This is a genomic window from Polycyclovorans algicola TG408, assembly GCF_000711245.1.
GTDB classification, from domain to species: Bacteria; Pseudomonadota; Gammaproteobacteria; order Nevskiales; family Nevskiaceae; genus Polycyclovorans; species Polycyclovorans algicola.
Map to the genome: position 1 here is coordinate 475,237 of NZ_JOMH01000001.1, position 25,511 is coordinate 500,747.

Annotated in this window: 19 protein-coding genes; 12 read left to right on the plus strand and 7 right to left on the minus strand. The window is 66.3% G+C overall.

Translation table 11 applies throughout. From position 1 onward, the window contains the following. Positions 1-176: 176 nt before the first annotated feature. Complete coding sequence (locus U741_RS0102280; RefSeq protein WP_152551465.1) at positions 177-656, minus strand: hypothetical protein; 480 nt, start codon at positions 654-656, stop codon at positions 177-179. Positions 657-798: 142 nt separating this feature from the next. On the opposite strand from U741_RS0102280, the gene U741_RS18155 reads away from it, so the two are divergent. Further along, positions 799-1,590, plus strand: coding sequence for a hypothetical protein (locus U741_RS18155; RefSeq protein WP_029888878.1), 792 nt, complete (start codon positions 799-801; stop codon positions 1,588-1,590). Positions 1,591-1,654: 64 nt separating this feature from the next. Here the strand turns inward: U741_RS18155 and U741_RS0102290 are convergent, their stop codons facing one another. Further along, positions 1,655-1,987, minus strand: a complete 333-nt coding sequence (locus tag U741_RS0102290; protein ID WP_029888879.1) for a c-type cytochrome — start codon at positions 1,985-1,987, stop codon at positions 1,655-1,657. Positions 1,988-2,003: 16 nt separating this feature from the next. Then, positions 2,004-2,324 (minus strand): c-type cytochrome, encoded by a 321-nt coding sequence (locus U741_RS0102295; protein WP_029888880.1) that lies wholly within the window; start codon positions 2,322-2,324, stop codon positions 2,004-2,006. A 234-nt stretch (positions 2,325-2,558) separates the two neighbouring features. Here U741_RS0102295 and U741_RS0102300 point away from each other — a divergent pair, with 234 nt between their 5' ends. Further along, entirely contained in the window at positions 2,559-4,109 is a 1,551-nt protein-coding gene (locus U741_RS0102300; protein ID WP_029888881.1) for a Ppx/GppA phosphatase family protein, read from the plus strand. On the opposite strand, the gene ppk1 is transcribed toward U741_RS0102300, so the two are convergent. The 3 genes from ppk1 to U741_RS0102315 all read right to left on the minus strand — a co-directional run bounded on the left by ppk1 (position 4,106) and on the right by U741_RS0102315 (position 8,581). Next, positions 4,106-6,184, minus strand: coding sequence for a polyphosphate kinase 1 (ppk1, locus tag U741_RS0102305; RefSeq protein WP_029888882.1), 2,079 nt, complete (start codon positions 6,182-6,184; stop codon positions 4,106-4,108). The genes U741_RS0102300 and ppk1 overlap by 4 nt on opposite strands. 134 nt (positions 6,185-6,318) lie before the next feature. After that, entirely contained in the window at positions 6,319-7,677 is a 1,359-nt protein-coding gene (locus U741_RS0102310; protein WP_052378954.1) for an NAD(P)/FAD-dependent oxidoreductase, read from the minus strand. Between the two features lie 34 nt (positions 7,678-7,711). Then, positions 7,712-8,581: an EcsC family protein gene (locus U741_RS0102315; protein WP_029888884.1), complete on the minus strand. Its 870-nt coding sequence runs from the start codon at positions 8,579-8,581 to the stop codon at positions 7,712-7,714. A 103-nt stretch (positions 8,582-8,684) separates the two neighbouring features. Here U741_RS0102315 and U741_RS0102320 point away from each other — a divergent pair, with 103 nt between their 5' ends. Both U741_RS0102320 and U741_RS0102325 read left to right on the plus strand, forming a co-directional pair. Then, positions 8,685-9,446 (plus strand): NRDE family protein, encoded by a 762-nt coding sequence (locus U741_RS0102320; protein ID WP_029888885.1) that lies wholly within the window; start codon positions 8,685-8,687, stop codon positions 9,444-9,446. After that, entirely contained in the window at positions 9,443-9,925 is a 483-nt protein-coding gene (locus tag U741_RS0102325; protein WP_301331314.1) for a methylated-DNA--[protein]-cysteine S-methyltransferase, read from the plus strand. Before U741_RS0102320 ends, U741_RS0102325 begins: the two co-directional genes overlap by 4 nt. Before the next feature lie 12 nt (positions 9,926-9,937). Here U741_RS0102325 and U741_RS0102330 read toward each other — a convergent pair whose 3' ends face one another. Then, on the minus strand, positions 9,938-10,663 hold the full coding sequence (locus U741_RS0102330; protein WP_043110372.1) for an SDR family oxidoreductase: 726 nt from the start codon (positions 10,661-10,663) through the stop codon (positions 9,938-9,940). A gap of 55 nt (positions 10,664-10,718) precedes the next feature. Here U741_RS0102330 and U741_RS0102335 point away from each other — a divergent pair, with 55 nt between their 5' ends. The 8 genes from U741_RS0102335 to hrpA all read left to right on the plus strand — a co-directional run bounded on the left by U741_RS0102335 (position 10,719) and on the right by hrpA (position 25,444). Next, positions 10,719-11,531 carry an undecaprenyl-diphosphate phosphatase gene (locus U741_RS0102335; protein ID WP_029888888.1) on the plus strand — a complete coding sequence of 271 codons (813 nt, stop codon included), beginning with the start codon at positions 10,719-10,721 and terminating at the stop codon, positions 11,529-11,531. 93 nt (positions 11,532-11,624) lie between these two features. Next, positions 11,625-12,488 carry a UDP-2,3-diacylglucosamine diphosphatase gene (locus tag U741_RS0102340; protein WP_043110170.1) on the plus strand — a complete coding sequence of 288 codons (864 nt, stop codon included), beginning with the start codon at positions 11,625-11,627 and terminating at the stop codon, positions 12,486-12,488. Between the two features lie 96 nt (positions 12,489-12,584). Beyond that, positions 12,585-16,211 carry a PAS domain-containing protein gene (locus tag U741_RS18160; protein ID WP_052378410.1) on the plus strand — a complete coding sequence of 1,209 codons (3,627 nt, stop codon included), beginning with the start codon at positions 12,585-12,587 and terminating at the stop codon, positions 16,209-16,211. 172 nt (positions 16,212-16,383) lie between these two features. Further along, complete coding sequence (locus tag U741_RS0102350) at positions 16,384-17,424, plus strand: efflux RND transporter periplasmic adaptor subunit (protein ID WP_029888891.1); 1,041 nt, start codon at positions 16,384-16,386, stop codon at positions 17,422-17,424. A gap of 53 nt (positions 17,425-17,477) precedes the next feature. Beyond that, the gene (locus tag U741_RS0102355) at positions 17,478-20,606 is read left to right on the plus strand and encodes an efflux RND transporter permease subunit (protein WP_052378956.1); all 3,129 of its coding nucleotides are present in this window, start codon (positions 17,478-17,480) and stop codon (positions 20,604-20,606) included. Positions 20,607-20,665: 59 nt separating this feature from the next. Then, positions 20,666-20,899: a hypothetical protein gene (locus U741_RS0102360; protein WP_029888893.1), complete on the plus strand. Its 234-nt coding sequence runs from the start codon at positions 20,666-20,668 to the stop codon at positions 20,897-20,899. Then, entirely contained in the window at positions 20,886-21,353 is a 468-nt protein-coding gene (locus tag U741_RS0102365) for a PIN domain-containing protein (protein WP_052378411.1), read from the plus strand. The genes U741_RS0102360 and U741_RS0102365 overlap by 14 nt, the downstream gene beginning before the upstream one ends. Then, positions 21,350-25,444 carry an ATP-dependent RNA helicase HrpA gene (hrpA, locus tag U741_RS19380; RefSeq protein ID WP_052378412.1) on the plus strand — a complete coding sequence of 1,365 codons (4,095 nt, stop codon included), beginning with the start codon at positions 21,350-21,352 and terminating at the stop codon, positions 25,442-25,444. Before U741_RS0102365 ends, hrpA begins: the two co-directional genes overlap by 4 nt. The last annotated feature ends 67 nt before the right edge of the window (positions 25,445-25,511 follow it).

Consider the following 25,511-nt stretch of genomic DNA (forward strand, 5'->3'; position numbering starts at 1 on the left):
CCCCGCCTTGTGCGGGGTTTTTTGTGGGCCTGATCAAGCGGCGGCAACGACTTTGCAGGCTGGGCCAAGCTTGCGAAACCCGGCAATGATGATGATCACCGTCAGGCTAGGACGTTCGCCGCGCGGCAAACCGCGAAATGGTCACCCCGCACCGCCTGAGCCGATCATCGCAGCCGTCAAAGGCTGAAACGAAACCCCAGCCCTGCCGAATTGGTTTCTTCTTCCACGGTCAACTTCAGCACCAGCGAAAAGTTCTTCGAGTAGTGCCAGTCGCCGCTGGCGGTGAACGACAGATCGTCGCCGAACGGGTCATCCACGCTCAGGTAATCGACCCGCATCATCCCTTCGATGGCCGGGTTGAACAGGTGGCGAATACCAACGCTGCCGCCGAAGCCCGATGCCGTGGAAAATCCGTCCACCTTGATCCCGCCGCCAATGGCCTCGACAAACAGGTCGGTCGCCGAGGGGTGCACGGCATGGCGATAGCCGAAGCCATAGCGGCCGACCTGGCGCACGCCGCTGTCGTTGAACCCGGCCACGACATACAGCGCGGGCGTGAGCAGCCCCTGCAAGTCAAGGCCGAAGCCTTTTTCGCTGTCGGTGTCGGCGACGATGTAACGCAGATCGACGCGGTTGTAACGCAGCTCGGTGGCCACCGCGGACCCCGTGATCAAACAAAGGGCCAAAACCCAGCCCGCGCCAGTGAAGCGATTCATGCCACTCTCTCTTATTCAATTACAGGGAATCCGCAGCGCTTCGGCAGACCGCAAGCCGCTGGCGACTGGCGAGGATAACGCGATGCCCAAGGTATTTCAGCGCAGCACGCCCAGCGCCGTGATTTCGGTCACCGCCACGGGGCTGCTGACCTGCGGCACGCTCACCGCACCCGCCCATGCGACCGCCGTGCGCGCCGAAGTCGGCCACTGGGATTACCGGCTCACCGGGCAGACCGTCAACGGCAACGCGCTGGATTTCCGGCGCGATCTGGATGTCGAGACCGTCGACCATGACTACCAACGCCTCAACGTCCACTTCGGCCCCGGCTGGCTACCCGAGATCGGCCTGGGGCGCTACGTCTTGGGGGTTGAAGGTGACCGGGTGGTTGAAACCGACCTCCTCAGCTTCGGCGAGATCACGCTGATCAGCGGGCAGACCCAACTTGACGCCTTCGCCGACCTTGAAGACCTCAACCTCACGCTTCGCTACCCCGTCACGCTGGGCGATACCCTGCGCGCCCACCTCGGCGTCACCGTGCGCCGCGTCGACGGACCGGTGGTGGTGCAAGACCCCGGCCCGGCGGGCGAATCCGAAATCGACGACCTGCAGGAGCTCTTCCCGCAACTGCATGTGGCCTTCGATTGGCAGCCGGTCTCAGCGCTGACACTGATCGCCGAGGCCGATTGGGTCGAGTACCGAGACGACGAAGCCTGGCAATGGCGTGTGGCAGCCGATTGGCGCCTGCTCGGCGGTCTCGGCGTGTCGCTTGGGTATCACCTGCGCCACTTTTCAGTTCGCGGCAGTGACCTTGCGCTGGATGCCGATTTCAAGGGCGCCCAACTGGGTTTGATCTACCGCTGGGCCACGCGCTGATCGCACCCACAAAAAAGCCCCGCAGGCGGGGCTTGATCAACTAGCCTGTTTTTGACGCCGACAATCAGGGCATCCGGGGCTCGTAGAGCGGCCCTTCTTGCGCGGCAAAGTACAGCGCCAGGGCGCGCATGTCCGCGTCGCTGAGGCCCGCCACGATCCCCGCCATGATGCCGTTCTTGCGGGCACCCTCTTTATAGGCGTGCAGGCTGTGCTCCAGATACGTGGCGTGCTGACCGGCGAGCACCGGGTAGGCGGGCATGATCGGCGCCGCACCTTTTTCACCGTGACACGCGACGCAGGTGGCGGCGGCCTCGGGGGCTTGCTGGGCAAATACCGGGCCGGCCGAAACCACACCCAGGGCCATCGCGACTGCAAAAACAAAATGGGTAGAACGCATCTCGTCGACTTTCCGTTTAGCGGCGCGGGGCGCCAGAGATGAAGGCGGCAATGTCGGCGATGTCCTGGTCGGACATCGGCACGGCCTGGGCGCGCATCGTCGGATGCTCACGTTCGCCGCTGCGATATGCCTTGAGCGCGGTTTCGAGATACTCCACGCTCATGCCGCCGATCTTCGGCACCCGGTAGGTCGGATACGCATTGTTGTAAAGCGGAATGCCATGGCAACCCATACAGGTACTGGCCTTGATCTGACCGGCGGCGGCGTCGCCTTCCGCATGGGCAGGCAAAGCCGCCAGCGAGGCGATGGCGAGGATCGCCCAGCGCACTGACTTCATTTATGAAACTCCAATAGGGCCGGAACGGCCTGAGGGGACGCGAATTGTCGGGGAAATGGACGCTTCGGTCAACGCGGGACAGACCGCCACAGGCCGATCAAGGCGTGTTGCCTGCGGTTTGCAGGTGTCGGTCGCCGGAGCGGATTGGGTATAGTCCGCGCCACCTTTACCCGCCTTGGCCCACGCTTTGACGCCGACCGGCAACCTCCCCTCCGACAACGCCCGCTTGCCGACATGGATTTGATCCTGCGGCCGCGGTCTGCGGGCGAGGTGACCGATGTCGCCGCCGTCGACCTGGGCTCCAACAGCTTTCACATGATGGTGGCGCGCGTCTCGTCGGCCGGCGACCTTCAGGTCATTGACCGGCTGCGCGAGCCGATCCGCCTTGCCGCCGGGTTGGGCCGCGACAAACACCTGTCGGACGAGGCCGCCGAACGTGCGCTGGCCTGCCTGCAACGCTTTGGTCAACGCCTACGTGAGCTGCCCGCCGAGCGGGTGCGCGCCGTGGGGACCAACACGCTCAGGCGAATGAAGCGCTCGACGGTCTTCATCGAGGCCGCGGAAAAAGCGCTGGGTCACCACATCGAAATCATCGCCGGTCGCGAGGAAGCACGGCTGGTTTACGGCGGCGTGACCCACGGCATGGGGCGCGAGCCGCCGCGCCGCCTGGTGGTCGACATTGGTGGCGGCAGCACGGAGGTCATCATCGGGCGCGGAAGCAAGCCGCGGCTGATGGAATCGGTCGCCCTCGGCTGCGTGGTGCACACGCAGCGCTTTTTCGCCAACGGCGTGATCAGCCGCTCCCGCTTTCGCAAGGCACGGCTGGCGGCGCGCATCGAGCTTGAGTTTCTCGAGCGCCGCTATCGCCAGGCCGGCTGGGACGTCGCGATTGGCGCCTCAGGCACCATCCGGGGCATCTGGCGGGTGATGATGAGCCACGGCTGGTGCGAGGACCGCATCACCCGCGCCGGGCTGGACAAGGTCATCGAGCTGACCCTGGCGCGCGGCCACGTGCAGCAGATTGACTTCGAGGCCTTGCGCGAGGATCGGCGCCCGGTGTTCGTCGGTGGCCTGGCGGTGCTGGCGGCGATTTTCGATGCGCTCGATATCGACCAGATGAACACCTCGGACCACGCCCTGCGCGAGGGTCTGGTTCACGATCTGCTGGGGCGCCTTGGCAACCGGGACGTGCGCGGTGAGGCGGTCAGTTCGCTGGCCGAGCGTTACGGCGTCGACACCCGCCAGGCGCAGGACGTGGAGCGCACCGCCCTCAAGCTGCTCGACCAGACGGCCGGCGCCTGGCAGCTCGACCCGAAAACCAGTGCCAGCCTGCTGCGCTGGGCCGCACAACTGCATGAAATCGGGCTGGTGATCGCTCACTCCGGTTACCACAAGCACAGCGAATACATGCTGCGCCACGGCGATCTGCCGGGCTTTTCACAAACCGAGCAGGCGCTGCTGGCGGCGCTGGTGCGGTTGCACCGCGGCAAGTTTTCGCAGAGCGCGCTGGCCGACTTGCCGCGCGACTGGCGCCTGCCGCTGCAACGACTGGCCATGCTGCTGCGGCTTGCGGTGTTGTTGCACCGCTCTCGAACGCCGGGCCTGCGGCCGCCGGTGCGCGCCGAGCTGGTCGACAAGGCACGGGTGCTGCAATTGCAATTCACCCGCAAGGCGTGGCTGGATCAGCACCCGCTAACCCGCGCCGATCTGGAACTGGAAAGCGACTACCTCGACAGCACCGGCCTCAGCCTACGGCTTGAGGCTGATCCGTCAGCTCGTCCTTAAATCGCCTCATCCATCAACTGTTGCTGAACCGGCACCACGTCGTTGGCGGTCTCCAGTCTCAGGTACCGGCCGTCAGGCTGAAGCTGCCAGCTCTGCGCCGTGTCGAGCACGTAAGCCTCGAGTTGCTGCAGCAGTCTTGCCCGCAGCGCCTTGTCGAGCACCGGGAAGGCGATCTCGACGCGACGGAAAAGGTTGCGTTCCATCCAGTCGGCGCTCGACAGCCAAATCTCTTCCTCGCCGTTGTTGAGGAAGTAAATGACGCGGTGGTGCTCCAGGAAGCGTCCGATGATGGAGCGCACCGTGATGTTCTCGGACAGCCCTGGCACGCCGGGCCGTAGCGAGCACATGCCGCGCACCAGCAGCTCGATCTTCACGCCGGCCGCCGAGGCGGCGTAGAGCTTCTTGATGATCTCCGGCTCGACCAGGGCATTCATCTTGGCGATCAGTCGCGCCGGCCGGCCGGCTTCGGCGTGCGCCATTTCGCGCTCGATGCGCGCGTGCATGCCCTCGTTGAGCGTGAACGGCGACTGCAGCAGCCGGTTGAGCTTGATCACCTTGCCGAGGCTGGTGAGCTGCAGAAACACCGCGTGCGCATCCTTGCCGATCTTGGCGTCGGCAGTAAACAGGCCATAGTCGGTGTAGAGCCGGGCAGTTTTGGGATGGTAGTTACCGGTGCCCAGGTGGGTGTAGTAGCGCAAGCCGCCGGGCAGCTGTGCGGCGCCTTCCTCGCGACGCACCACCAGACACATCTTGGCGTGCGTCTTGTAGCCGACCACGCCGTACACCACGTGGGCACCGACGTCCTGCAGGCGCTCGGCGAGGTTGATGTTGTCGGCCTCGTCAAAGCGTGCACGCAGCTCGATGACCACCGTCACTTCCTTGCCGGCGCGCGCCGCGTCGCACAGGGCGTCGACCACCAGGCTCTTCGAGCCGGTGCGGTACAGGGTCTGCTTGATGGCCAGCACGCGCGGATCTTTGGCCGACTGACGAATGAACTCCAGAACCGGCGAGAAGCTGTCGTAGGGGTGGTGCAGCAAATGATCGCGCTCGCGGATGGCGGCAAAAATATCGCCACTGGCCAGCGCCTTGCCGGGCCGCGGCGTGTGCGGCGGATACTTGAGTTGCGGCCGCTCGACCAGGTCGGGGAGCGCCATCAGCCGGTTGAGATTGACCGGCCCGTTGACCTGGTAAACATCGGCGGGCGTGAGTTGAATCTCGTCCATGATGTAGTGCCACATCGCCTCGGGGCAGTTGTGCGCCACTTCCAGCCGTACGGTGTCGCCCCACTGACGCTGCGACAGCTCGCCTTCCAGCGCCTCCAGCAAATCTTCGGCGTCTTCCTCGTCGACCAGCAGGTCGGCGTTGCGCGTCACCCGAAACTGGTAGCAGCCGCTGGCCGCCATGCCGGGGAACAGGTCATCGACATAGGCGTGAATCACGCTCGACAGAAACACGAAATCGTGCGGCCCACTGCCGGTGACGTCACGCGGAATCTGGATCAACCGAGGCAGCGCGCGCGGCGCCTGCACCACCGCGAAGCCGGTGTTGCGGCCAAAGGCATCCTTGCCCGACAACTGGACGATGAAGTTCAGCGACTTGTTGAGGATGCGCGGAAAAGGGTGCGCCGGGTCCAGCCCCAGGGGCGACAGCACCGGCAGGAGCTCGTCATGGAAAAAGCGATTCAGCCACGCGTCCTGCTCGGGCGACCATTCCGAGCGGCGCAGAAAGCGAATCTGCTCGGCCTCCAGCGCCGGCAACAGCTCGTCGTTGAACACCCGGTATTGTTCGGCGACCAGGTCGTGGGCGCGCACCGCAATGGCGGACAGCGTCTCGGCGGGGCTGAGACCGTCAGGCCCGCGAGTGCCGGGGTTGACCTCGGCCATCTGCTGCAGGCCGGCAACGCGAATCTCGAAAAACTCGTCGAGATTGGAGCTGGAAATGCACAGAAATTTCAGCCGCTCCAGCAGCGGAACCCGATCATCCTGCGCCTGGGCCAGCACCCGCTGGTTGAACTCGAGTAACGATAACTCGCGATTGAGCAGCAACTCGGTCGGGGCCATGCCATCCACTGCCATCTTCCTGATTCAGACAATCGGTCATGTTGCCAGACCCAAGATGACACTTGGGTGACAGCCCAGATCAACGCGGATCCATTAGGGCCTGTTAACAATTGGCGCAATCGCTGCGATACGGCAATCGTTAACAGGCCCTAGGGCATCGACGGCGGATCACCGAGCCGTTCGGCGCGCAGGGTCTTGGTGCTGGTCGGCGCGCCGGTCACCAAACGGTCACCAATGTGACGGGTGAGGTATTTCCACACCCACTGCACGAACACCCGCACCCGCTGCGAGCCATCGATCAGCGCGCGAATGTGCACGAACGCCCACAGGAACCACGCCAGAGTGCCGGTGGTCTTGAACGCGCGCAGGTCGCCCACCGCGCGGTTCATGCCAATCACCGCCATTGAGCCCCAGTCACGGTAGTAAAAAGGCTTGAGCGCGGTCTTGCGCTTGGCCCGCCGTTTCAGGGTGGTGGCGACGTAGCGCCCCTGCTGAATGGCGGCGGGCGCGAGGCCCGGTACCTCACGGCCGCGCGCGTCGGTCAGCCGCGCAAGGTCGCCAATCACGAAAATGTCGGGGTGCCCGGGCAACGAGCAATCCGGCTCGACCCGCACCCGTCCCCCCCGGTCCAAAGGCACGCCGAGGCGTTCGGCAAGAATCTGCCCGAACAGCGAGGCACGTACCCCGGCCGCCCACAGCACGGTACGGGCACGAATTTCGGTGGTGGTCTCGCCCTTGCGAATGCGCACGCCCTCGGCACTCACGTTCTCGACCATCGTTGAGGTCATCACCTGAACGCCTAGCGCCTCAAGATGCCGCCGTGCTGCGACGCGCAGTTTTTCATCGAAGGCGGGCAACACCTGCGGCGCGCCCTCAATCAGCAGGACGCGGGATTCGCGTGAATCGATGCGGCGGAAATCACGCACCATGACTTTCTGCGCCAGCTCGCCAATGGCGCCGGCCAGCTCGACTCCGGTGGGCCCGGCGCCGACGATCACGAAGGTCTGCAGTTCGTCCCGCAGCTTCAGGTCGTCGGTCATTTCGGCGCGCTCGAATGCGCCAAAAATTTTGCGGCGCATCTCGATGGCGTGCTCGGCGGTCTTCAGCCCTGGCGCAAAAGCCCGCCACTCGTCCTTGCCAAAATAGTGGTGCTTGACCCCGGTGGCGACCACCAAGGTGTCGTAAGGCGTCTCGCCAAACTCGTGCCGCACCACCTTATGGTCAGTGTCGATGTCATACGCGGTGGCGGTCAGGCAGGTCACGTTGCGCGCCTTGCGCAGCACCACCCGCTGCGGAATGGCGATGTCGCCGATGGTCAACGCGCCGGTCGCGACCTGATACAGCAGCGGCTGAAACAACTGAAAATTACGCTTGTCGAGCAGCGTCACATCGTAGTCCGATGCGCCCAGGTGCTTGGCGGCGTGGAGCCCGCCGAAACCGCCACCGACAATCACAACCCGATGCCGTTGTGCGGCTGAACCCGACGAACCCTGCGCGTTGCTGCTCAAGAACTGATCCCCGATGTTGCGATGCAGCATTTTATCACGCGGGGGCGCTTGCCTCGGCGGCTTCCGCTGGCCGTCGGGCGGCGATTCGTCGCCACTGAAACACCCGCCGCGCCGTCTGCGACACATCGTGCAGGTACCACGCGTTCATCGAACTCCCGACCAGGGCGCCGAGCACCGGCACCACGCCCGCACCCTTGCGCGCGCCAAGATGTAGACCGATGCGCGATGCCAGCGTCTGCACGCTGTAGGCGGCGGCATCCTTGGCCATCTCGCGCTCGGCGACCCGCTCCAGGCCGTCGCGCCAGGCGTCGTCAACCACGTCGCGACCGCTGGCCAGGGCTTCCAGCGCCGAGGTTTTTTCATCGAGGCTGTTGGCCGAGGCCAGCGCGAAGATGCCCACCGCCAGGCGCTCGCGCTCGGCCTCATCGAGCAGCTCGCCGTAGCAGTAGCCGGTGCGGTGAATGGTGCGCAGCGCCAGCGTCAGCAGCAGCGGGATGTCGATCACCATGCCGGCGGCGCCGGTCACGCCGAGCACGCCGCCGCCGACCCCGCCCAGAATCATCGCCCGGCGCGAAATCTGGATGGCCAGCCGGTCGGCCGCTTCCAGCGACTGCGCGCCCAGCGCCACCTCGTTGGGCAGACCCGAGCGCTTGAGCACGTCGCGGCGGTCATCGACTTTGCGCGCAAACTGGTTAGCCTTGGTCAGACCGGCGCGCAGCACTTCCACCGGCACCATGTTCTGCACGGCCTGTACCGCCGCGCCGGATGGCTTGGCCAGCAGTCGCGTGCCCCAGCTCGGCCCCTGCTGCTGCCAGCGCAACAGGTCATTGAGCACTTTTTGCTCATAGTCGGTGAGGGCGCCTTCGGGCACGGTCAACATTGTCGCCAGCGGGGCATCGGTCATCGCGGGTACCTTTTTGCTGCAGTATTTGCGGGAGGTCACGAGTCTACTCAACCCACCCACGTACGCAGCCTGACCGCGCACCCTTTCTTTTCCGCGAACGACCATGTGCCTGATTGCCTGCGCCTTTCGCGCGCACCCCACCTTCGAGTTGATCCTGGCCGGCAACCGTGACGAATTTCACGCGCGGCCGACGGCAGGCGCGGCGGCCTGGGACGATGCGCTGCAGGTCGTTGGCGGACGCGACCTCGAAGCCGGCGGCAGTTGGCTGGCGCTGTCCGGCCAGCGCCGACTGGCAGCGGTGACCAATGTGCGGCGCATGGCACAGACCCCGCACGGTGCACCCTCGCGCGGCGCGCTGGTGGCCGACTTCGTTCGCGGCGACGTCTCGGCGGCAGCCGCGGCGCAGACGCTGTTGGGCGTGGCCCAAACCTACGCCGGCTTCAACCTGCTGCTGTGGGATGGCGTGACGCTTGAATACGTCAGCAACCGCCCGGCACCGCGCCACGACACGCTGCCGCCAGGCGTCTATGGCTTGTCCAACGACGCGCTCGACACACCATGGCCCAAGCTGCTGCGCCTGCGCGCCGCAATGCACGACGTGACGGCGCAGCGACGCCCGGTTGATGCCCTGTTCGACGCGCTCGCCGACCCGCAGCCCGCCGACGCCGCCGAACTGCCCGACACCGGCATCGGCACCGAGCTGGAGCGCTTTTTGTCACCGCCGTTCATCCGTGACACCCGCTACGGCACCCGCGCTTCGACCGTGGTCACCGTGCCTTATGTCGGCACCGCCACCCTGACTGAACGACGCTTCGGCCCAGACGGACACCCGCTGGGCGAGCGCACGCTAAAGGCTGCGCCTTGACCGGCTGGGATGCCTTGATCGACACGCCCCTGGGTCCGATGGGCGCCACCGCCACGGCGTCCGGGGTAACGCGGCTGCACTTCGATCCGAGGCCGCGCTCGGCGCATTCATCAGGCGGCGGCGCGCATCACCTTCACGCCCTGCGAACTCAACTGGCTGAATATTTCGCCGGGCAGCGTCGCCACTTTGAATTGCCGCTGGCGGCCACCGGCAGCGTCTTCCAGCACCGGGTCTGGGCGCTGCTGCGGGCCATCGACTGCGGCGACACCCGCAGCTACGGCGAGCTGGCCCGCGCCTTGGGCGATGCCGGCGCAGCCCGGGCCGTGGGGCTGGCCAATGTACAAAATCCGCTGGCCATCATCGTGCCCTGCCACCGGGTGATTGGCGCCAACGGCCATTTGACGGGCTATGCCGGCGGACTGGCGCGCAAGCAGGCGCTGCTCGAACTGGAGGGCGCGCTCAGCAAAAGCCTGTTCTGAGCCTTGGGCTGATCAGCCGAAACGCAGGCCGCCATCGACCGGCAGCACCGTGCCGGTGATGTAGTCGGCGGCGTCCGACAGCAGAAAGCCCACCGCCTTGGCGACTTGCGCAGCGCCGCCGAGTCGCCCCAACGGAATGCGCGCCAGCTCGGCGTCTTGCTGCTGCGGTGTCAACGTCGGCTGCGTGGCCCAGATCATGTGACCCGGCGCCACCGCATTGACCCGCACGCGCGGCGCCAGCTCTGCGGCGAGTGCTTCGGTGAGCGTCCAAAGCCCCGCCTTGGCAGCGAAGTACGGCGCGTAGCCAGCGCGCGGCTGGCGGGCGTGCACGTCGACGATGTTGACGATGTTGCGCAGCTCGTCAAAGGCCGCACAGGCCTGCGAAAGAAACAGCGGCGCCGCCAGATTGCTGCCGATCAGGTCGTTGAACTGCGCCGGCGTCACCGCCGCCAGCGGCGAGCGGAAGTACGACGACGCGTTGTTGACCAATGCATCGAGACGCCCCCAATGCGCCCGCGCTTCGGCGGCCAACGCCGGCAGCGCGGCCAGATCGGCAAGGTCACCCTGTACGACGGCCGCACTGGCGGCGCGCACGCCGTTGAGCTGCGCCGCCAGGGCGTCGGCGTCAACACGCGAATTGCGGCAGTGAATCACCACTCGAAAACCCTGCCCGTGCAGGGTTTCAGCAATTGCGGCGCCGACCCGCGCCGCTGCGCCAGTGACCAGCGCGACCGGCATGGATGCGCTCTTTTCATTAACCTTTGCGTTCATCCCGCGAGCATAGCGCTACCCCATGAATGACTGGCTGTCGGCGCTACTGCTGGGCGTCATCGAAGGCTTGACCGAGTTTTTGCCGATCTCCTCGACCGGCCATTTGCTGATCGCGCAGGAGTGGCTGGGCCGTCGCAGTGACCTGTTCAACGTGGCGATTCAGGCCGGTGCAATTGTCGCGGTGTGCCTGGTTTACCGCGCGCGCCTGATGCAGCTCGCCACCGGCTGGCAGGTGCCCGAGCACCGCCGCTATACGCTGCAAATTGCCGGCGCGTTCATGATCACCGCCGTCCTCGGCCTCACCGCCAAGCTCATGGGCGTCGAGCTGCCAGAAACCGTCACGCCCATCGCGCTGGCCCTGATTATCGGCGGGCTGGTGATCTTCGCCGTCGAAGCCTGGGCCAAACGCCAGCCGTCGCACGAAACGGTGACTTGGACGGTCATGATTGCCGTCGGGGTGGCGCAGATCATTGCCGGCATTTTTCCGGGCACCTCGCGCTCGGCAATGGCCATTTTTGCCGGCATGCTCGCGGGGCTGACCCACCGCCCCAAGGCGGCGGAGTTCGCATTTTTGGTGGGCATTCCGACCATGTTTGCGGCCACCGGCTTTGAACTGATGAAAGTGTTGCTCGACGCTGAGGCCACCGCTGCCGAGCACTGGGGCCAGTTGCTGCTGGCTTTTGTGGTGTCCGCGGTGGTGGGCTTCGCGGCGGTCCGATGGTTGCTGGGCTTTATCTCCAAGCACAGCTTCGTGCCATTCGGCTGGTATCGCATCGCGCTGGGGCTTTTGCTGCTGGCGTATTTCGGCTTCGGTGACGGTCCGGCCGAGTCATAAAACCTTCACGAAACCGTCATAAAGCGGGCACGCCGCCCGTGCAGGCTTCGCGCGTATCCATTGAAGGGCCTGCCGGCCCCACGGGAGTGACGCATGAACGCTGCGCCCACCAATATCGCCGCACCGCGCAAGCCGAGAGCCGCGCGCAAATCGACGTCAGACAAGCCGCACTTCCGCACGTTGTGGATCTCTGACGTGCATCTGGGCACGGTCGGCTGCAAGGCCGACCACCTGGTTGATTTTCTGAAGGCCAACGAGTGCGACACGCTGTACCTGGTGGGCGACATCATCGACGGCTGGAAGCTCAAGAAAAACTTCTACTGGCCGCAGGAACACACCAACGTGATCCGCAAGATTCTCACCAAGTCGAAGCGTGGCACGCAGGTCTATTACGTGACCGGCAACCACGACGAGTTCCTGCGCAAGTTCGTCGGCTTTGAACTGGCACTGGGCAACATCAAGGTCGTCAACGAGCACATCCACACCACCGCCGACGGTCGTGAACTGCTGATCACCCACGGCGACGCGTTCGACGTGATCACCCGCTACCACGCGTGGGTGGCGATGGCCGGTGATGTCGCCTACGAGGCCACCCTGCGCTTCAACTACTGGTTCAACCGCGGTCGCAGCCTGCTGGGCATGCGCTACTGGTCGCTGTCGGCGTTCGCCAAGCAGCGTGTCAAGGCAGCGGTCAACGTGGTCTCAACCTATGAAGAATCGGTGGCGCGCGAGTGCCAGCGGCGCGGCCTCGACGGTGTGGTCTGTGGCCACATCCACCATGCCGAGATCAGTCAGCGTCACGGCGTGACGTATCACAACTGTGGTGACTGGGTCGAAAGCTGCACCGCCCTGGCCGAAGACCACAACGGCCAGATTCGCATCCTGCGCTGGGTCGAGCTCGACCACCTCAACCAGCGCAGCGACGCCAAGGTCACACCGATACGCGCAAGCGCCTAAGCTAGGCACAGCGGCTTCCCCCGCGCGTCGGTAGAGTGTGTTCGGGGCGGTCCAGGAGGGGCGAACCCCTGCCGTTCGACCCTTCGGAGCTGTGCCATGTCTCACGACGCCGATGCCCAACAAGAAGCCGCACGCCTGGCTGCACTGCGCGACAGTCACCTGCTCGACACCGCGCCCGAGGCGGCCTTTGACGACCTGACGAAACTGGCGTCAGACCTGCTTGGCACGCCGGTCGCCCTGGTCAGCCTGATCGACGAGAACCGCCAGTGGTTCAAGTCGCGTATTGGACTGGAGGCGACCGAGACGCCGCGTGACGTCGCGTTCTGCGCCCATGCAATTCGCAATCCATTGGAAATTTTTGAGGTCCCGGACGCCCACCAGGACCCGCGCTTTGCCGACAACCCCCTGGTGGTGGCCGAACCCAAGATCCGCTTCTATGCGGGCGCGCCGCTGGTCAGCGAGGAAGGCTTGGGGCTGGGCACGCTTTGCGTCATCGATTTCGCACCGCGGACCCTCGACGCTCGGGGGCGCGAGACCCTGTCGGCGCTCGCCCGAACCGCCAGTGCGCTGATCGCCGCGCGTCGACAGCGGCACGCCCTGCTGGCGGCCGAGAGGCGCCTGGAGCGTATCAGCAGCGCCACCAACGATGCGATCTGGGACTGGGATCTCGTCGCCGGGCGCATTGAATGGAGCGAGGGTTTCGAGACCATCTTCGGCTGGTCACGCGAGACGATAGGCACCGACGAAAAGGTCTGGCTTGACCGTATTCATCCCGATGACCTTGAACGGGTATCGGCCAGCGTGCGCGCCGTGACCGACGACCCGGCGCTGGGCACGCGCTGGCAAACCGAGTACCGGTTCCGTCACCACGACGGTCAATACCGCTTCGTCAGCGACCGTGGCGTCGTGATTCGCGACGCCGCCGGCAAAGCGATCGCCATGCTCGGCGGGATGCAGGACATCACTCGCCGCAAGCGGGCCGAGGCGCGCATCCAGGAAAGCGAAGGGCGCTTTTTGCGCATGGCGCAACACGCGCCGTTGAAGATGTGGGTCACCGACGCCAATGGCCACTGCACCTTCATCAACAAGTCCTGGTGCGACTACGTGGGTCAGCCGATGAACAGCCAACTGGGGCTGGGCTGGACCACCGCGGTTCACCTCGACGAAGCGGCGGCGGCAGGCGAGGCCTTCATGGCCGCGAGCAACGCACGCACGCCGTACGCAAAAGACTATCGCCTGCGCCGCCACGACGGCGTGTATCGCTGGCATCGCGATGCTGCGACGCCACGCTTTGACGACGACGACAGCTTTCTCGGCTTCATCGGCAGCGTTATTGATATCCACGATGAGGTCGAAGCCAAAGTGGAGTTGGCGCGCCAGGTGGCCGAACGCACCGCCGAGCTGGTCGAAAGTGAAAAGCGCTATCGCATCCATTCCGAAACCAGCCCAAACCTCGTTTGGACCTCACGCCTTGATGGCAGCATCGACTATGTCAACCAGACCACCGAGGACTATTTGGGCGCGCCCATGCAACAGATTCTCGATCAGGGGTGGACCGAGTTCGTGCACCCCGATGACCGCAAGACGACCTTCCGGCTTTGGGCCGACTGCCTGAAAACCGGCGAGCGGCTGAGCATCGAGTACCGCATGCGTCGCCACGATGGCCAGTGGCGCTGGAACCGGGTCGACGCGCGCCCGCTGCGCGATGCCGACGGTCAACTGATGCAATGGGTCGGGTCCAACGTCGACATTGAGGAGCTCAAGCAGGCAGAAGCCGCCGCTGCCGAAGCCGCGCGAGTCAAGTCCGAGTTTCTGGCCAACATGAGCCACGAAATTCGCACGCCCATGAACGGCGTCATCGGCATGACCAACCTGCTCGCCGACACGCCGCTCAGCGCCATCCAGCGCGACTATCTCGACACCATCCGCAACAGCGGCGAGCACCTGCTGGCCGTGATCAACGACGTGCTCGACTTCTCCAAGGCCGACGCCGGCAAGCTCGATCTGGAGCACTACGCCTTCAATCTGCGCACCTGCATGGAAGAGGCCATGGACCTCGTCGCCCAACAGAGTTTGGCCAAGGGGCTTGAGTTGGTGCTGGACACCGCGCCCGACCTACCGGCACGCATCAGCGGCGACGCCGGGCGACTGCGGCAGGTGCTGGTCAATCTGCTGTCCAACGCCATCAAATTCACCGAGCGCGGCGAAATCGTGGTGTCGACCACCACCCTCACCGCAGGTCAAGACGACGTGCCCTGGCGATTCCGCGTGTCGGTGCGCGACACCGGTATCGGCATACCTGCGGATCGCATGGACCGGCTCTTCCAGATGTTCTCCCAGGTCGATACCTCGCAAACCCGCACCCACGGGGGCACCGGCCTGGGGCTGGCGATCTGCCGCAAGCTGGTCGAGCGCATGAAGGGCCGTATCTGGGCTGAGAGCGTGCTTGGCAAGGGCACCACGTTTCATTTCGAGGTCGAGCTCGGCGCCGTGGACGACCCACGCAGCGGGCCACGCTCGCGAGAACCGTTAAAGGGTCGTCGCGCGCTGATCGTTGATGACAACCAGACCAACCTGCGCGTGCTGCGCGGCCTACTCGAAAGCTGGGGCATGGTCGTCATCGAAGCCGGCGCACCGCTGGCGGGACTGCGCGCCGTCAGCCAGCAAGACTTCGACGTGGCACTGCTCGATTTCATGATGCCGGACATGACCGGCCACGAACTGGCTGCGGCCATCCGCAGTGTTCCGCGCGGCCGCGAGCTGCCCCTGCTGCTGCTGGGCTCGGTGAGTGAGCCCGAGGACCCCGGCAAACCGTCGCTGTTCCGCGCCCGGCTGCTCAAGCCGGTGCGCCAGTCAACGCTGTACGACCAGTTGGCGCTGTTGTTCGACTTGCGTGGTGATGCAGAGCACCCGCAGTTGCCGGCGTCGGCTGCCGAGGCTGATGGCGGCATCCGCCTGCGCGTGCTGATCGCGGAAGACAACACCGTCAACCAGAAAGTCGCCCTCAAGTTTCTCGAACGGCTGGGCCACCATGCCGACATCGCCAGCAACGGCCAGGAAGCGGTCGACGCCGTACTGCGTCAGCCCTATGACGTCGTGCTGATGGACGTGCAGATGCCGGTCATGGACGGCTTTGCCGCCACCCGCGAGATCCGCCGCGTGCTTGCCGCCGGCCCACGCATCATCGCGGTCACCGCCAACGCACTGGCGGGTGATGAGCAGCGCTGCCGCGAGGCCGGCATGGACGATTACCTGAGCAAGCCACTCAACCCGCGTGCGCTTGCGGTCGCGCTGGACCGCGCGCAGCGGGCGATCAGCCTCAACGAGGGCACAGATTCGGCACTTGCGCCTGAGACAAGTGCGGGTGCCGACGTGGCCACGGGCGACTTCAGCGATGCCGGTTTTGAAAAGCTGATCGAGCTGTTCGAGCGCGACGGCGCCGAAGAGGTGATTGCGGCCCTGCGCCACGACCTGACCGGCCAGCGTGCCGACCTGCAACAAGCGCTGGCCAATGATGACGCTGAGGTGCTGGGACGGGTCGCGCACACCCTCAAGTCGACCAGCCGGCTGGTCGGGGCCGAGGCACTGGGCCTGCGTTACGAACACATCGAGCTGGCGTGCCGTGACGGCGCCTTCGATCACGCGCGCGCTGGCGCCACCGACCTGTTCGCGCGCTACGTCGCACTGGTCGACGCGCTAGAGGCCGCGCTCCAACGGCCGTAATAGATCTCGCCCGCGCGAGCCCTCTCAATCCCCAGCGAACCAGTACAGCTCTCCGGGGTCGTAGAGGTCCGCAATGGCGGCATCCCCACCTCTCCGAGTTCACCTTGGCGCATCCATGGCGTTTCTGACGACGACTGCGGCTCCCCCACCGTGCCGCAGTGCGGCATTCCTGATGCTCGCCATCCTGCTTGGCGGCTGTGGCGAACGTGCAACACCGGCCGGCAACGGTGCAGAGGCGGCGAGCGCTGGCCTGCCGGTTGAGGTCGTGCGCGTGGCGCCGCGTGACCTGTCACGCGAGGTCAGCGTGTCTGCGCCGGTCGAGCCGCTGCGGCACATCGAGCTGGCCAGCCAGATCGCCGGGGTCATCACGATGCTCGACGTCGAGGCCGGCGACCGGGTCGAGAAGAACGCGGTGCTGGCCACCCTGGACGTACGCGAAACCCGCGCCGAGCTTGCCCGTGGCCGCGCGCTGCTGCGCGAGCAGGAGGTGAACCTGGAGCGGCTGAGCAAACTGCGCGAGCGCGGCTACATCGACGAGGCCAGCCTGAGCATCGCCCAGACGCAGATGGAAGTGGCGCGCGCGGATGTAGGCCTGTGGGAAACACGCGCCAGCTTCGGCACCGTGCGCGCACCCATCAGCGGCATGGTCACCGCGCGCTACGTCGAGCCCGGCGAGTCAGTCAGCCAGTACGCGCCGCTGCTGTCGCTCGCCGACTTTGACCAGCTCGTCGTGCGCTTTGGCCTGTCGGAGCTCGATGTGGCGGGCCTGGCGCCGGGCGACGACGTGCCGGTCACCATCGACGCGCTGGGCGCAGGCGTCACCCTCACCGGCACCTTGCGCCGCATCATGCCCACCACCGAAAGCACCAGCCGCCTGGTGACCATCGAAGTGGCGCTGCCCGACAGCGAGCGTGCGCCGCTGCGGCTGGGGTATCTGGCGCGCACCACCCTGGTCGTGGACCGGCGCAACGATGTGCTGGCCGTGCCCATCAGCTCAGTGGGCCTGCGGGCCGGCGGCAGTTACGTGATGGTCGTCAACGACGACGACGCCCTGGAACGACGCGAGGTTGAAGTGGGTGTGAGCCGCGGCAACTGGCGCGAGATCACCGGCGGGCTGGCGGTCGGCGATGCGGTGGTCACCAGCAGCCCGGCCGATCTGACGCCCGGCGAGACCGTGCGCATCGTCCGCGAACTCGACCCGGCCGCAGCGTGAACCCGCCGCGCGAAATTGCCCGCAGCACCCGCCACACGCGCGGCGTGACGCACATGGCCATCCGCCGCCCGCTGGGCACCATCGCCATCACCGCCGTAGTGCTGGTGCTGGGGCTGTTTGCCACCGGTCGCCTCCCGGTCAACCTGCTGCCCAACGTGGTGTATCCGCTGATCCGCATCAGCGTGAACTACCCCGGCGTTGCGCCCGAGGTCATTGAAGAACAACTGGTGCGGGTGCTGGAGCGGCAGCTTTCGCAAACCGAAAACCTGGTGCTGCTCAGCGCCGAGGCCGAAGAAGGCCGCGCTGACCTGAACCTGGTGTTCGACTACGGGGTGAACCTCGACGTTGCCATGCAGGACGCCGCGCGGCTGCTGGAGGCGGCGCGCGCGCAATTGCCCGACGACGTCGAGCCGCCGCGTATCCGCAAGTGGGACCCCGGCGAATCGGCGGTGTTTGAGTCGGGCTTTTCGTCGAGCATTCGCGGCCCGCGCGACGTGCGCGACTGGGTCGAGACCCGGCTGGCGCCGCAGTTGCAATCGATTCCCGGTGTGTCGGGCGTCGAGGCCATTGGCGGCCAGGAACGCGAAATCGAAGTGGTGCTGGACCAGCAGCGGATGAACGCCTACGGCCTCGACCTGCAAACCGTGGCCGCCGCCATCGGCGAGGAGAACCGCAACATCGCGGCGGGCAATGTCACCTCCAACACCTTTGATGTGCGGGCACGCGTCGATGGCCGGTTCACCGCGCCCGGCGATCTGGCGCAGATGCTGATTCCGGTGGCCGGCAGCGACCGCAACATCCGCCTCGATGATGTGGCGATGGTCCGCGACGGCTTCCGCGAGCAGCGCGTGTTCGTGCGGCTCGACGGCGCGTCGGCCACGCAGATGTCGGTGTTCAAGCAGCCCGACGCCAATACGGTCGAAGTGGTCGAGGCGGTCAGCGCGCGGCTGGAATCGCTGCGCGACTCCGGGTTTATTCCTGAGGACATTCGCTGGCAGGCCACCAAGAACGAGGCCTTTTTTGTGCGCGGCTCCATTGATGCCGTCACCACCGCAGCGGTCAGCGGCGCGGTGCTGGCCATGCTCGTGGTGCTGGCGTTTCTGGGCAGCCTGCGCAAGTCGCTGGCCATCGGGCTGGCGATTCCGGTCGCCATTCTCGCCACGTTTTCGTTGATGGGTTTGGGCGGCCTCACGCTCAACGTGATCAGCCTCGGCGGGCTGGCGCTGGGCGTCGGCCTGCTGCTCGACAACGCCATCGTCATGCTGGAAAACATCGCCCGGCACCGCGAGCAACTGGGCAAAAGCCCTGACGATGCCGCCCACGACGGCGCTGATGAAGTGGCCTCGGCCATCGTTGCCGGCACGCTCACCAACCTGGCTGCGGTGGTGCCGTTTCTGCTCGCCAGCGGCTTTGCGGCGATGGTGTTTCGCGACCTGATCATCACCATTTCATTTGCCGTCGCGGTGTCGCTGGTGGTGGCGCTGACCCTGGTGCCCATGGCCTCGGCGCAGTTGGGCCGGGTGAAATTTCGCTCGCGCCTCAACGAGCGCGGCCCGTGGCGCGCGTTCGAGGCCCTGCTGGGCCGCACCAGCCGCGGGTACGAACACGCCTTGCACGGCATCTTGCGCTGGCGGTGGGCGGTGCTCGCCGCCAGTGTTCCGGTCCTGATCGCCGGCTACGCGCTGTTTGGCCAGCTTGGCTCGGAGTTTCTGCCGCAGCTCGACAACGGCGAAGTGGGCGTGCGCGTCAACTTGCCTCCCGGCACCACGCCGGAGCAGACCAACGACGCCGCCCAGCAAATCGAAGCCGTGCTGCGCGACATGCCGCATGTCGAAAGCCTGTTCACCATCACCGGCGGCGCGCTGTACGGCGGGGTGGTGACCGAGCGCAACGGCCGCGCCAACGTCGATGTGCGCCTCAGCGATGCCGCGCTGCGCCCCGACTGGCCGGCCGGACGCTGGGTGGTGGAGGCGCGCAAACGGGTCAAGGCGCTGGACCTGCCGGGCGCGCGGTTGCGGGTTGATCCGCCGTCGATTCGCGGGCTCAACTTCAGCGTCTCGGGCGAAGACTTTGACCTGAAGGTGGTCGGCGGCGAGCTCGCCGAACTGGAACGCGTGGCGCGCGAAGCGGTGCGGCTGATTGCCGACGTGCCCGGCCTGGCCGGGGTAGAGATGCGCGAAACCGACCGTTCGCCGCAATTGTCGATAGCCGTGGACCGTGCGCGTGCGGCGGCCATGGGGCTGAATCTGGGCACGATTGGCGACGCGCTGCGCAGCTCGGTGACCGGCGCCGTGCCCACCCGCTACACCGATGGTCAGAACGAGTACGACGTGCGCGTGCGCCTGCCCGACACCGCCATCGACAGCCTCGATGCGCTGAGCAGTGTGCTGATCGCCAACGGCGACAATGGCTTGGTGCGGCTCGGTGACGTGGCCAGCCTCGACTTCACCGAAGGCCCGTCCGAAATCGAGCGCGAAAATCAGGTGCGCATCCAGCGCATCGTCGGCAGCTTCAACACCTCCCAGGCCGATGTCGGCGCGGTGATGGCCGAAGTGCAACGTCGCCTCGCGCCGCTGGACGCCAGCAGCGAAGCGACGCTGATCTATGGCGGCCAGTTCGAGTCGATCCAAGAGACCAACCGGCAAACCCGCAACGTGCTGCTACTGGCAGTCTTTCTCGTGTTCGCGGTGCTGGTGGTGCAGTACGAACGGCTCAGCAACCCGGTGGCCATCATCATCACGGCGCCGTTTTGCCTGGTGGGCGCGGTGGCGCTGCTGTGGGTGACCGGCACGCCGCTGAGTTCACCCGCACTGCTGGGCATGGTGCTGCTGATCGGCATCGTGGTGAACAACGCCATTTTGCTGATCGAGTACATCGAACGCGGCCTGCTCGACGGCCTGGCGCTGGAAGAGGCGGTCGCCCAGGCCGGGCGCATCCGTCTGCGGCCCATCCTCATGACCGTGCTCACCACCGTGTTCGGCATGCTGCCGCTGGCGCTGGGCATGGGTTCGGGCGCCGCGCTGATGCAGCCGCTGGCCATCGCGGTGATTGGCGGCTTGCTGTTCTCGACCGTGCTGACGCTGGTGATAGCGCCGTGCCTGTTCGTGGTGGTGCGCGGCGCCGCAGACCGGCTTTCGGGCGCGCTGTTCGGGCGCGGAACCGCCGCCAGCGCAACGTCCTGACGACCGGCGCTGCACGACCCTCGTGTACACTACGCTCGTGTACACCACCGGGGCTCGTCATGCTCAGCAACATCACCCTGTCGGCCGAAAAAGACCTGATCGCCCGCGCCCGCGCCCGTGCCCAGGCGCACAACACCACGCTCAACGCCGAATTCCGCGCCTGGCTGCAAACCTATGCCGATGAAGAGGCGGCGGAGCGGGTGCGGGTTTTTGATGAAATCATGAGCCGCATGACGTACGCCGATTCCGGCGGCCGCAAGTTCACGCGGGATGAGATGAATGAGCGACGTTGAGCGGGCCTTTCTCGACACCAATATCGTCATCTACAGCGTCGATATCGCCGACCCGGCGAAACAACGAACCGCTCAACTTCTTCAGAGTCGTCTCATTTCACAGCACCACGCCGTGATCAGCACACAGGTGATCCAGGAGTTCCTGAACACCTGCCTGCGTAAGTTGAAGACCCAACTCACGGCGCAAGATGCTCTGGACATCGCGGAGCGGATTCTCTGGCCAATCTGCAAGGTCTCGCCCTCGTATGCCCTGCATCACCGCGCCATCGCGCTGCACCAGCGCCTCGGTTTTTCGTTCTACGACAGCCTGATTGTCGCCGCCGCGCTCCAGGCTGGCTGCACGCGGCTGTACTCCGAAGACCTGCAACACGGCCAGCAGATCGAGCGCCTGACCATCGTCAATCCCTTCCTGCCTGACGCCCCGGTCGCACCGCGCAAACGCCGTCGTCCATGAGCGCAGCGAAGCCTGAGGCGCTGCGCGCCGCCTTTGCCGCCGTGCGCGAGCAATTGTTGATCCGCGATGCCGAACGCCTCCAGCGCACGCTCTCCGGCAAGCGTCTCGACCCGGTGCGTTTTGAGCAGGACGTGGCGCGCGCCCTGCGCGCCGCTGAAAACCGCCAGCGGCTGCGGCCGACGGTCATCGACTACCCCGAAGAATTGCCGGTGGTGCAGGCGCGTGACGAGATCAAGGCGGCCATCGAAAGCCACCAGGTCATCGTGCTGTGCGGCGAAACCGGCTCGGGCAAGACCACGCAATTGCCGAAAATCTGCCTGGAGCTGGGCCGCGGCACGCGCGGGCTGATCGGCCACACCCAGCCGCGACGGCTCGCCGCGCGCAGCGTCGCCACCCGCATCGCGCAGGAGCTGAAAACCCCGCTGGGCCAACTGGTCGGATTCGAGACGCGCTTCGACCGCCGCGTGTCGGAGCAGACCCTGGTCAAGCTGATGACCGACGGCATTCTGCTGGCCGAGATGCAGCGCGACCGCCGCCTGCTGGCCTACGACACGATCATCATCGACGAGGCCCACGAGCGCAGCCTCAACATCGATTTTCTGCTCGGCTGGCTCAAGCATCTGTTGCGGGAACGGCCCGAGCTGAAGCTGATCATCACTTCGGCGACCCTGGATCCGGAGCGCTTGGCGGCGCACTTTTCGACAGTGCCGCCCCCTCTCCCCAACCCCTCTCCCGCGAGGGGAGAGGGGCTTACTGTGCCGCCAACCCGAAGCGAGCCTGCAAGTGCCTCGCTTTCTCCCCTCTCCCCTCGCGGGAGAGGGGCTGGGGGAGAGGGCCGCGCCTTGGGCGCGGAAACGCCAGCCCCCATCCTCAAAGTCGAAGGCCGCGCCTACCCGGTGGACGTCCGTTATCGGCCGCCCGATCCGGATGGCGACCTCGACGCCGCCGTGGCTGACGCCATCGCCGAGTGCTGGCATCCACGCCCCGGACATGGTTCGGCGGCGGAAGGCCGCCGTCCTGCGCCCCTCTCCCGTGAAGCGGGAGAGGGGGGGACCGACGGCGGCGCCGTCGGTGGGGAGAGGGCGAGGCTTCAGCCTCAGGGTGACGTGCTGGTCTTCCTCCCCGGCGAGCGCGAAATCAACGACCTCGCGCGCAGCCTGCCGGGGCGCTTTCCGCGTGCCGAAGTGCTACCGCTGTATTCGCGCCTGCCCGCGCAGCAGCAGGACCGCGTGTTCAGCCATGGCCACGCGCCGCGCATCGTGCTCGCCACCAACGTCGCCGAAACCTCGATCACCGTGCCCGGCATCCGCTACGTGGTGGACCTGGGCACTGCGCGCATCAGCCGCTTCTCGCCGCGCCTCGGTGTGCAGCAGTTGCACATCGAACCGGTGGCTCAGTCCGCCGCCAACCAGCGCGCCGGCCGCTGCGGGCGGGTCGGGCCCGGGATCTGCATCCGGCTTTTCGAGGCGGCGGACTTTGCCGGGCGCCCACTGTTCACCGACCCGGAAATCCTGCGCTCGAACCTCGCTGGCGTGATTCTGCAAATGACCGCGCTCAAGCTCGGCGAGGTGGAGCATTTCGGCTGGGTCGATGCCCCCGAGCATCGCCACATCAGCGACGCCTACCGCCTGCTGCAAACCGTGGGCGCGCTGGACGACGACCGCCAGCTCACGCCGCTGGGCCGCGAGATTGCCCGCCTGCCGCTGGACCCGCGTATCGCGCGCATCGCCCTCGCCGGCAGAGAGACCCCGGCGCCGGAAGCGGTGTGGGTGCTGGCCGCCGCGCTGTCGGTGCAAGACCCGCACGAAGTACCGCCCGAAGCCCAGACCCAGGCCCGCCAGCAGCATGCGACCTGGCGCCACGCCAAGTCCGACTTCCTCACCCTGCTGCAACTTTGGGAGCGCTGGCAGGCCGAGGCCGCAGGGCTCAAGCAGAACGGCCAGCGCAAATGGTGCAAGGCGCGCTTCGTGAACTACCTGCGGATGACCGAGTGGGTGCAGGTGTATCAGCAGGTCGCTGACCTGTTGCGTGAGAGGCAGGGCAACGCCCCGCCAGGCGTTAGGCGCGAGGCGTGGACGCCCATCCCGCCCGAGACCCTCGAACGGTTAAGCCCCGATCTGCACCGCGCGTTGCTGGCGGGTCTCATCGACCACATTGGCTTGAAGCGCCCCGAAGCGCCCGAATTCCAGGGCCCGCGCGGCCGCAAGTTCGTCATCTTTCCGGCGTCGGTGCTCGCCAAGAAGGCGCCGCAGTGGGTGATGAGCGCGCAACTGGTGCAGACCTCGAAACTGTTCGCCCGCACTAATGCGGCGGTGGACCCGGCCTGGCTGGAAACCGTGGGCGCGCACCTGCTCAAGCGCAGCCTGCAAGACCCGGTGTGGAACGCCGAGCGCGGCGAGGTGACCAGCACCGAGTACATCAGCTTGTTCGGCCTGCCACTGGCCAAACGCAGCCGCCACTACGGCTCCAGCCAGCCGGCCGAGGCGCGCGCCCTCTTCATTCGCGATGCCCTGGTGGGCGGACAACTGCTGAAAAAACCCAAGGTGTTGCTCGCCAATCTGGCGCTGATTGAATCGGTGCGCGAAAAGGAAGCGCGCCTGCGCCGCCCCGACCTGCTGGCCTCCGACGAGCAACTGGCCGCCTTCTACGACGCGCGCCTGCCGCCCGAGGTGTGCACCGACGCCGGGTTGCGCAAATGGCTGCACGCGACGCGGGGCGCGAGCCTTGCACTGAGCGAAACCGATGCGCTGCGGCCGGGTGCCAGCAGCGATGTGGGCGAGCTGTTCCCCGATCATCTGGTTGTCGCCGGGATCAACCTCAAGCTCAGCTACACCCACGACCCCGGGGAAGACGCGGACGGCGTGAGCTTCCATATTCCGCAGTCGCAGTTGTTCGCGCTACCCGAAGCAGCCTTCGACTGGTTGGTGCCCGGCCTGCAACCCGCGCTGGTCGAGGCGCTGATCCGCAGCCTGCCGCACAAGCTGCGCCGCTACTGCACGCCCGCCGCGGAGTTTGCGCGGGCGGTGCTGGAGTCGGCAGGGCCAAGCGACGGCCCGCTGGTGGTCGTGCTCAGCCGTGAACTGCACCGCATGTGCGGCGTGGCGCTGGAACCGGGCGACTTCGAGCCCGACAAACTGCCCGCCCACCTGCGGCCAAGGCTGGTGCTAGAAGACGAGCACGGCCGCAAGTTGGGCGAGTCCAACGCCTTGGCCACACTGCATCAGCGCCACCGCGAGCCCGCCCGTGCGGCCTTGCAAAAGGTCGCCGCCAAGGCTGAAGCCACCCAGCCGTGGACGCGCGAGGGCCTGCAAACCTGGGACTTCGACGCGCTGCCGGCACAGGTGCCGCTGCCCAATGGCGCGGCCGCGCACCCGGCGCTGTCGTTGGCGGGCGAGCAGGTCCACCTGCGCCTGTTCGAGTCAGCGGACGCAGCGATCGCTGCGCATCGCGATGGCTGCCGCGCGCTGCTGCTGGGACAGATGCCCGACCGGCTGCGCGACCTGCGCAGAACCGCCAAGTCACGCCTGGGCACCACGTTGATCGGCCGACCCTACACCGCCGAAGACCTTGCGGCCAACCTCGCCCGGCGCGCCGCTGACGACATCCTGATGGACCCGACGCCGAGAGACCGCGCGGCGTTCCAGACGGCATTCGAGAAATGCGGCCGGTTTTCGCGCTACGCGCTCGATCTGCTCGACGACGTGGTGCCGTGGATGGCCACCCAGCGCGAGTTACGCGCGCGACTGCGCGATGTTGCCGCGCACGTCGAGGCGGTGAATGACATCAACCTGCAACTCGATGCTCTGCTGGCACCCGGCTTCATCGAGCGCCTGCACGAAGATATGTGGCCGCGCATGCCGGTGTACCTGAAGGCCATCGGCGTGCGGCTCGACCGGCTCGCGCTCAAGCCACAGCGCGACGCTGAGTTGATGGCCCAGATCCAGCCAGTTGCCGCGCGCCTGCCCGCACCGTTTCACCCGGCGCACGGCCTTCTGGAAGAGTGGCGGGTGATGCTCTTTGCCCAGCAACTCAAGGCCCAGGGCGGGCCATCGGCCGAGAAAATTCGAGCGCTACTGGATGGCAAAGACTGAACAATGACCGCGCAAAAGGTGCCGCCCGTGCGTGAGCCCATCGGCGACGATAATCTAGGCGCCCTGC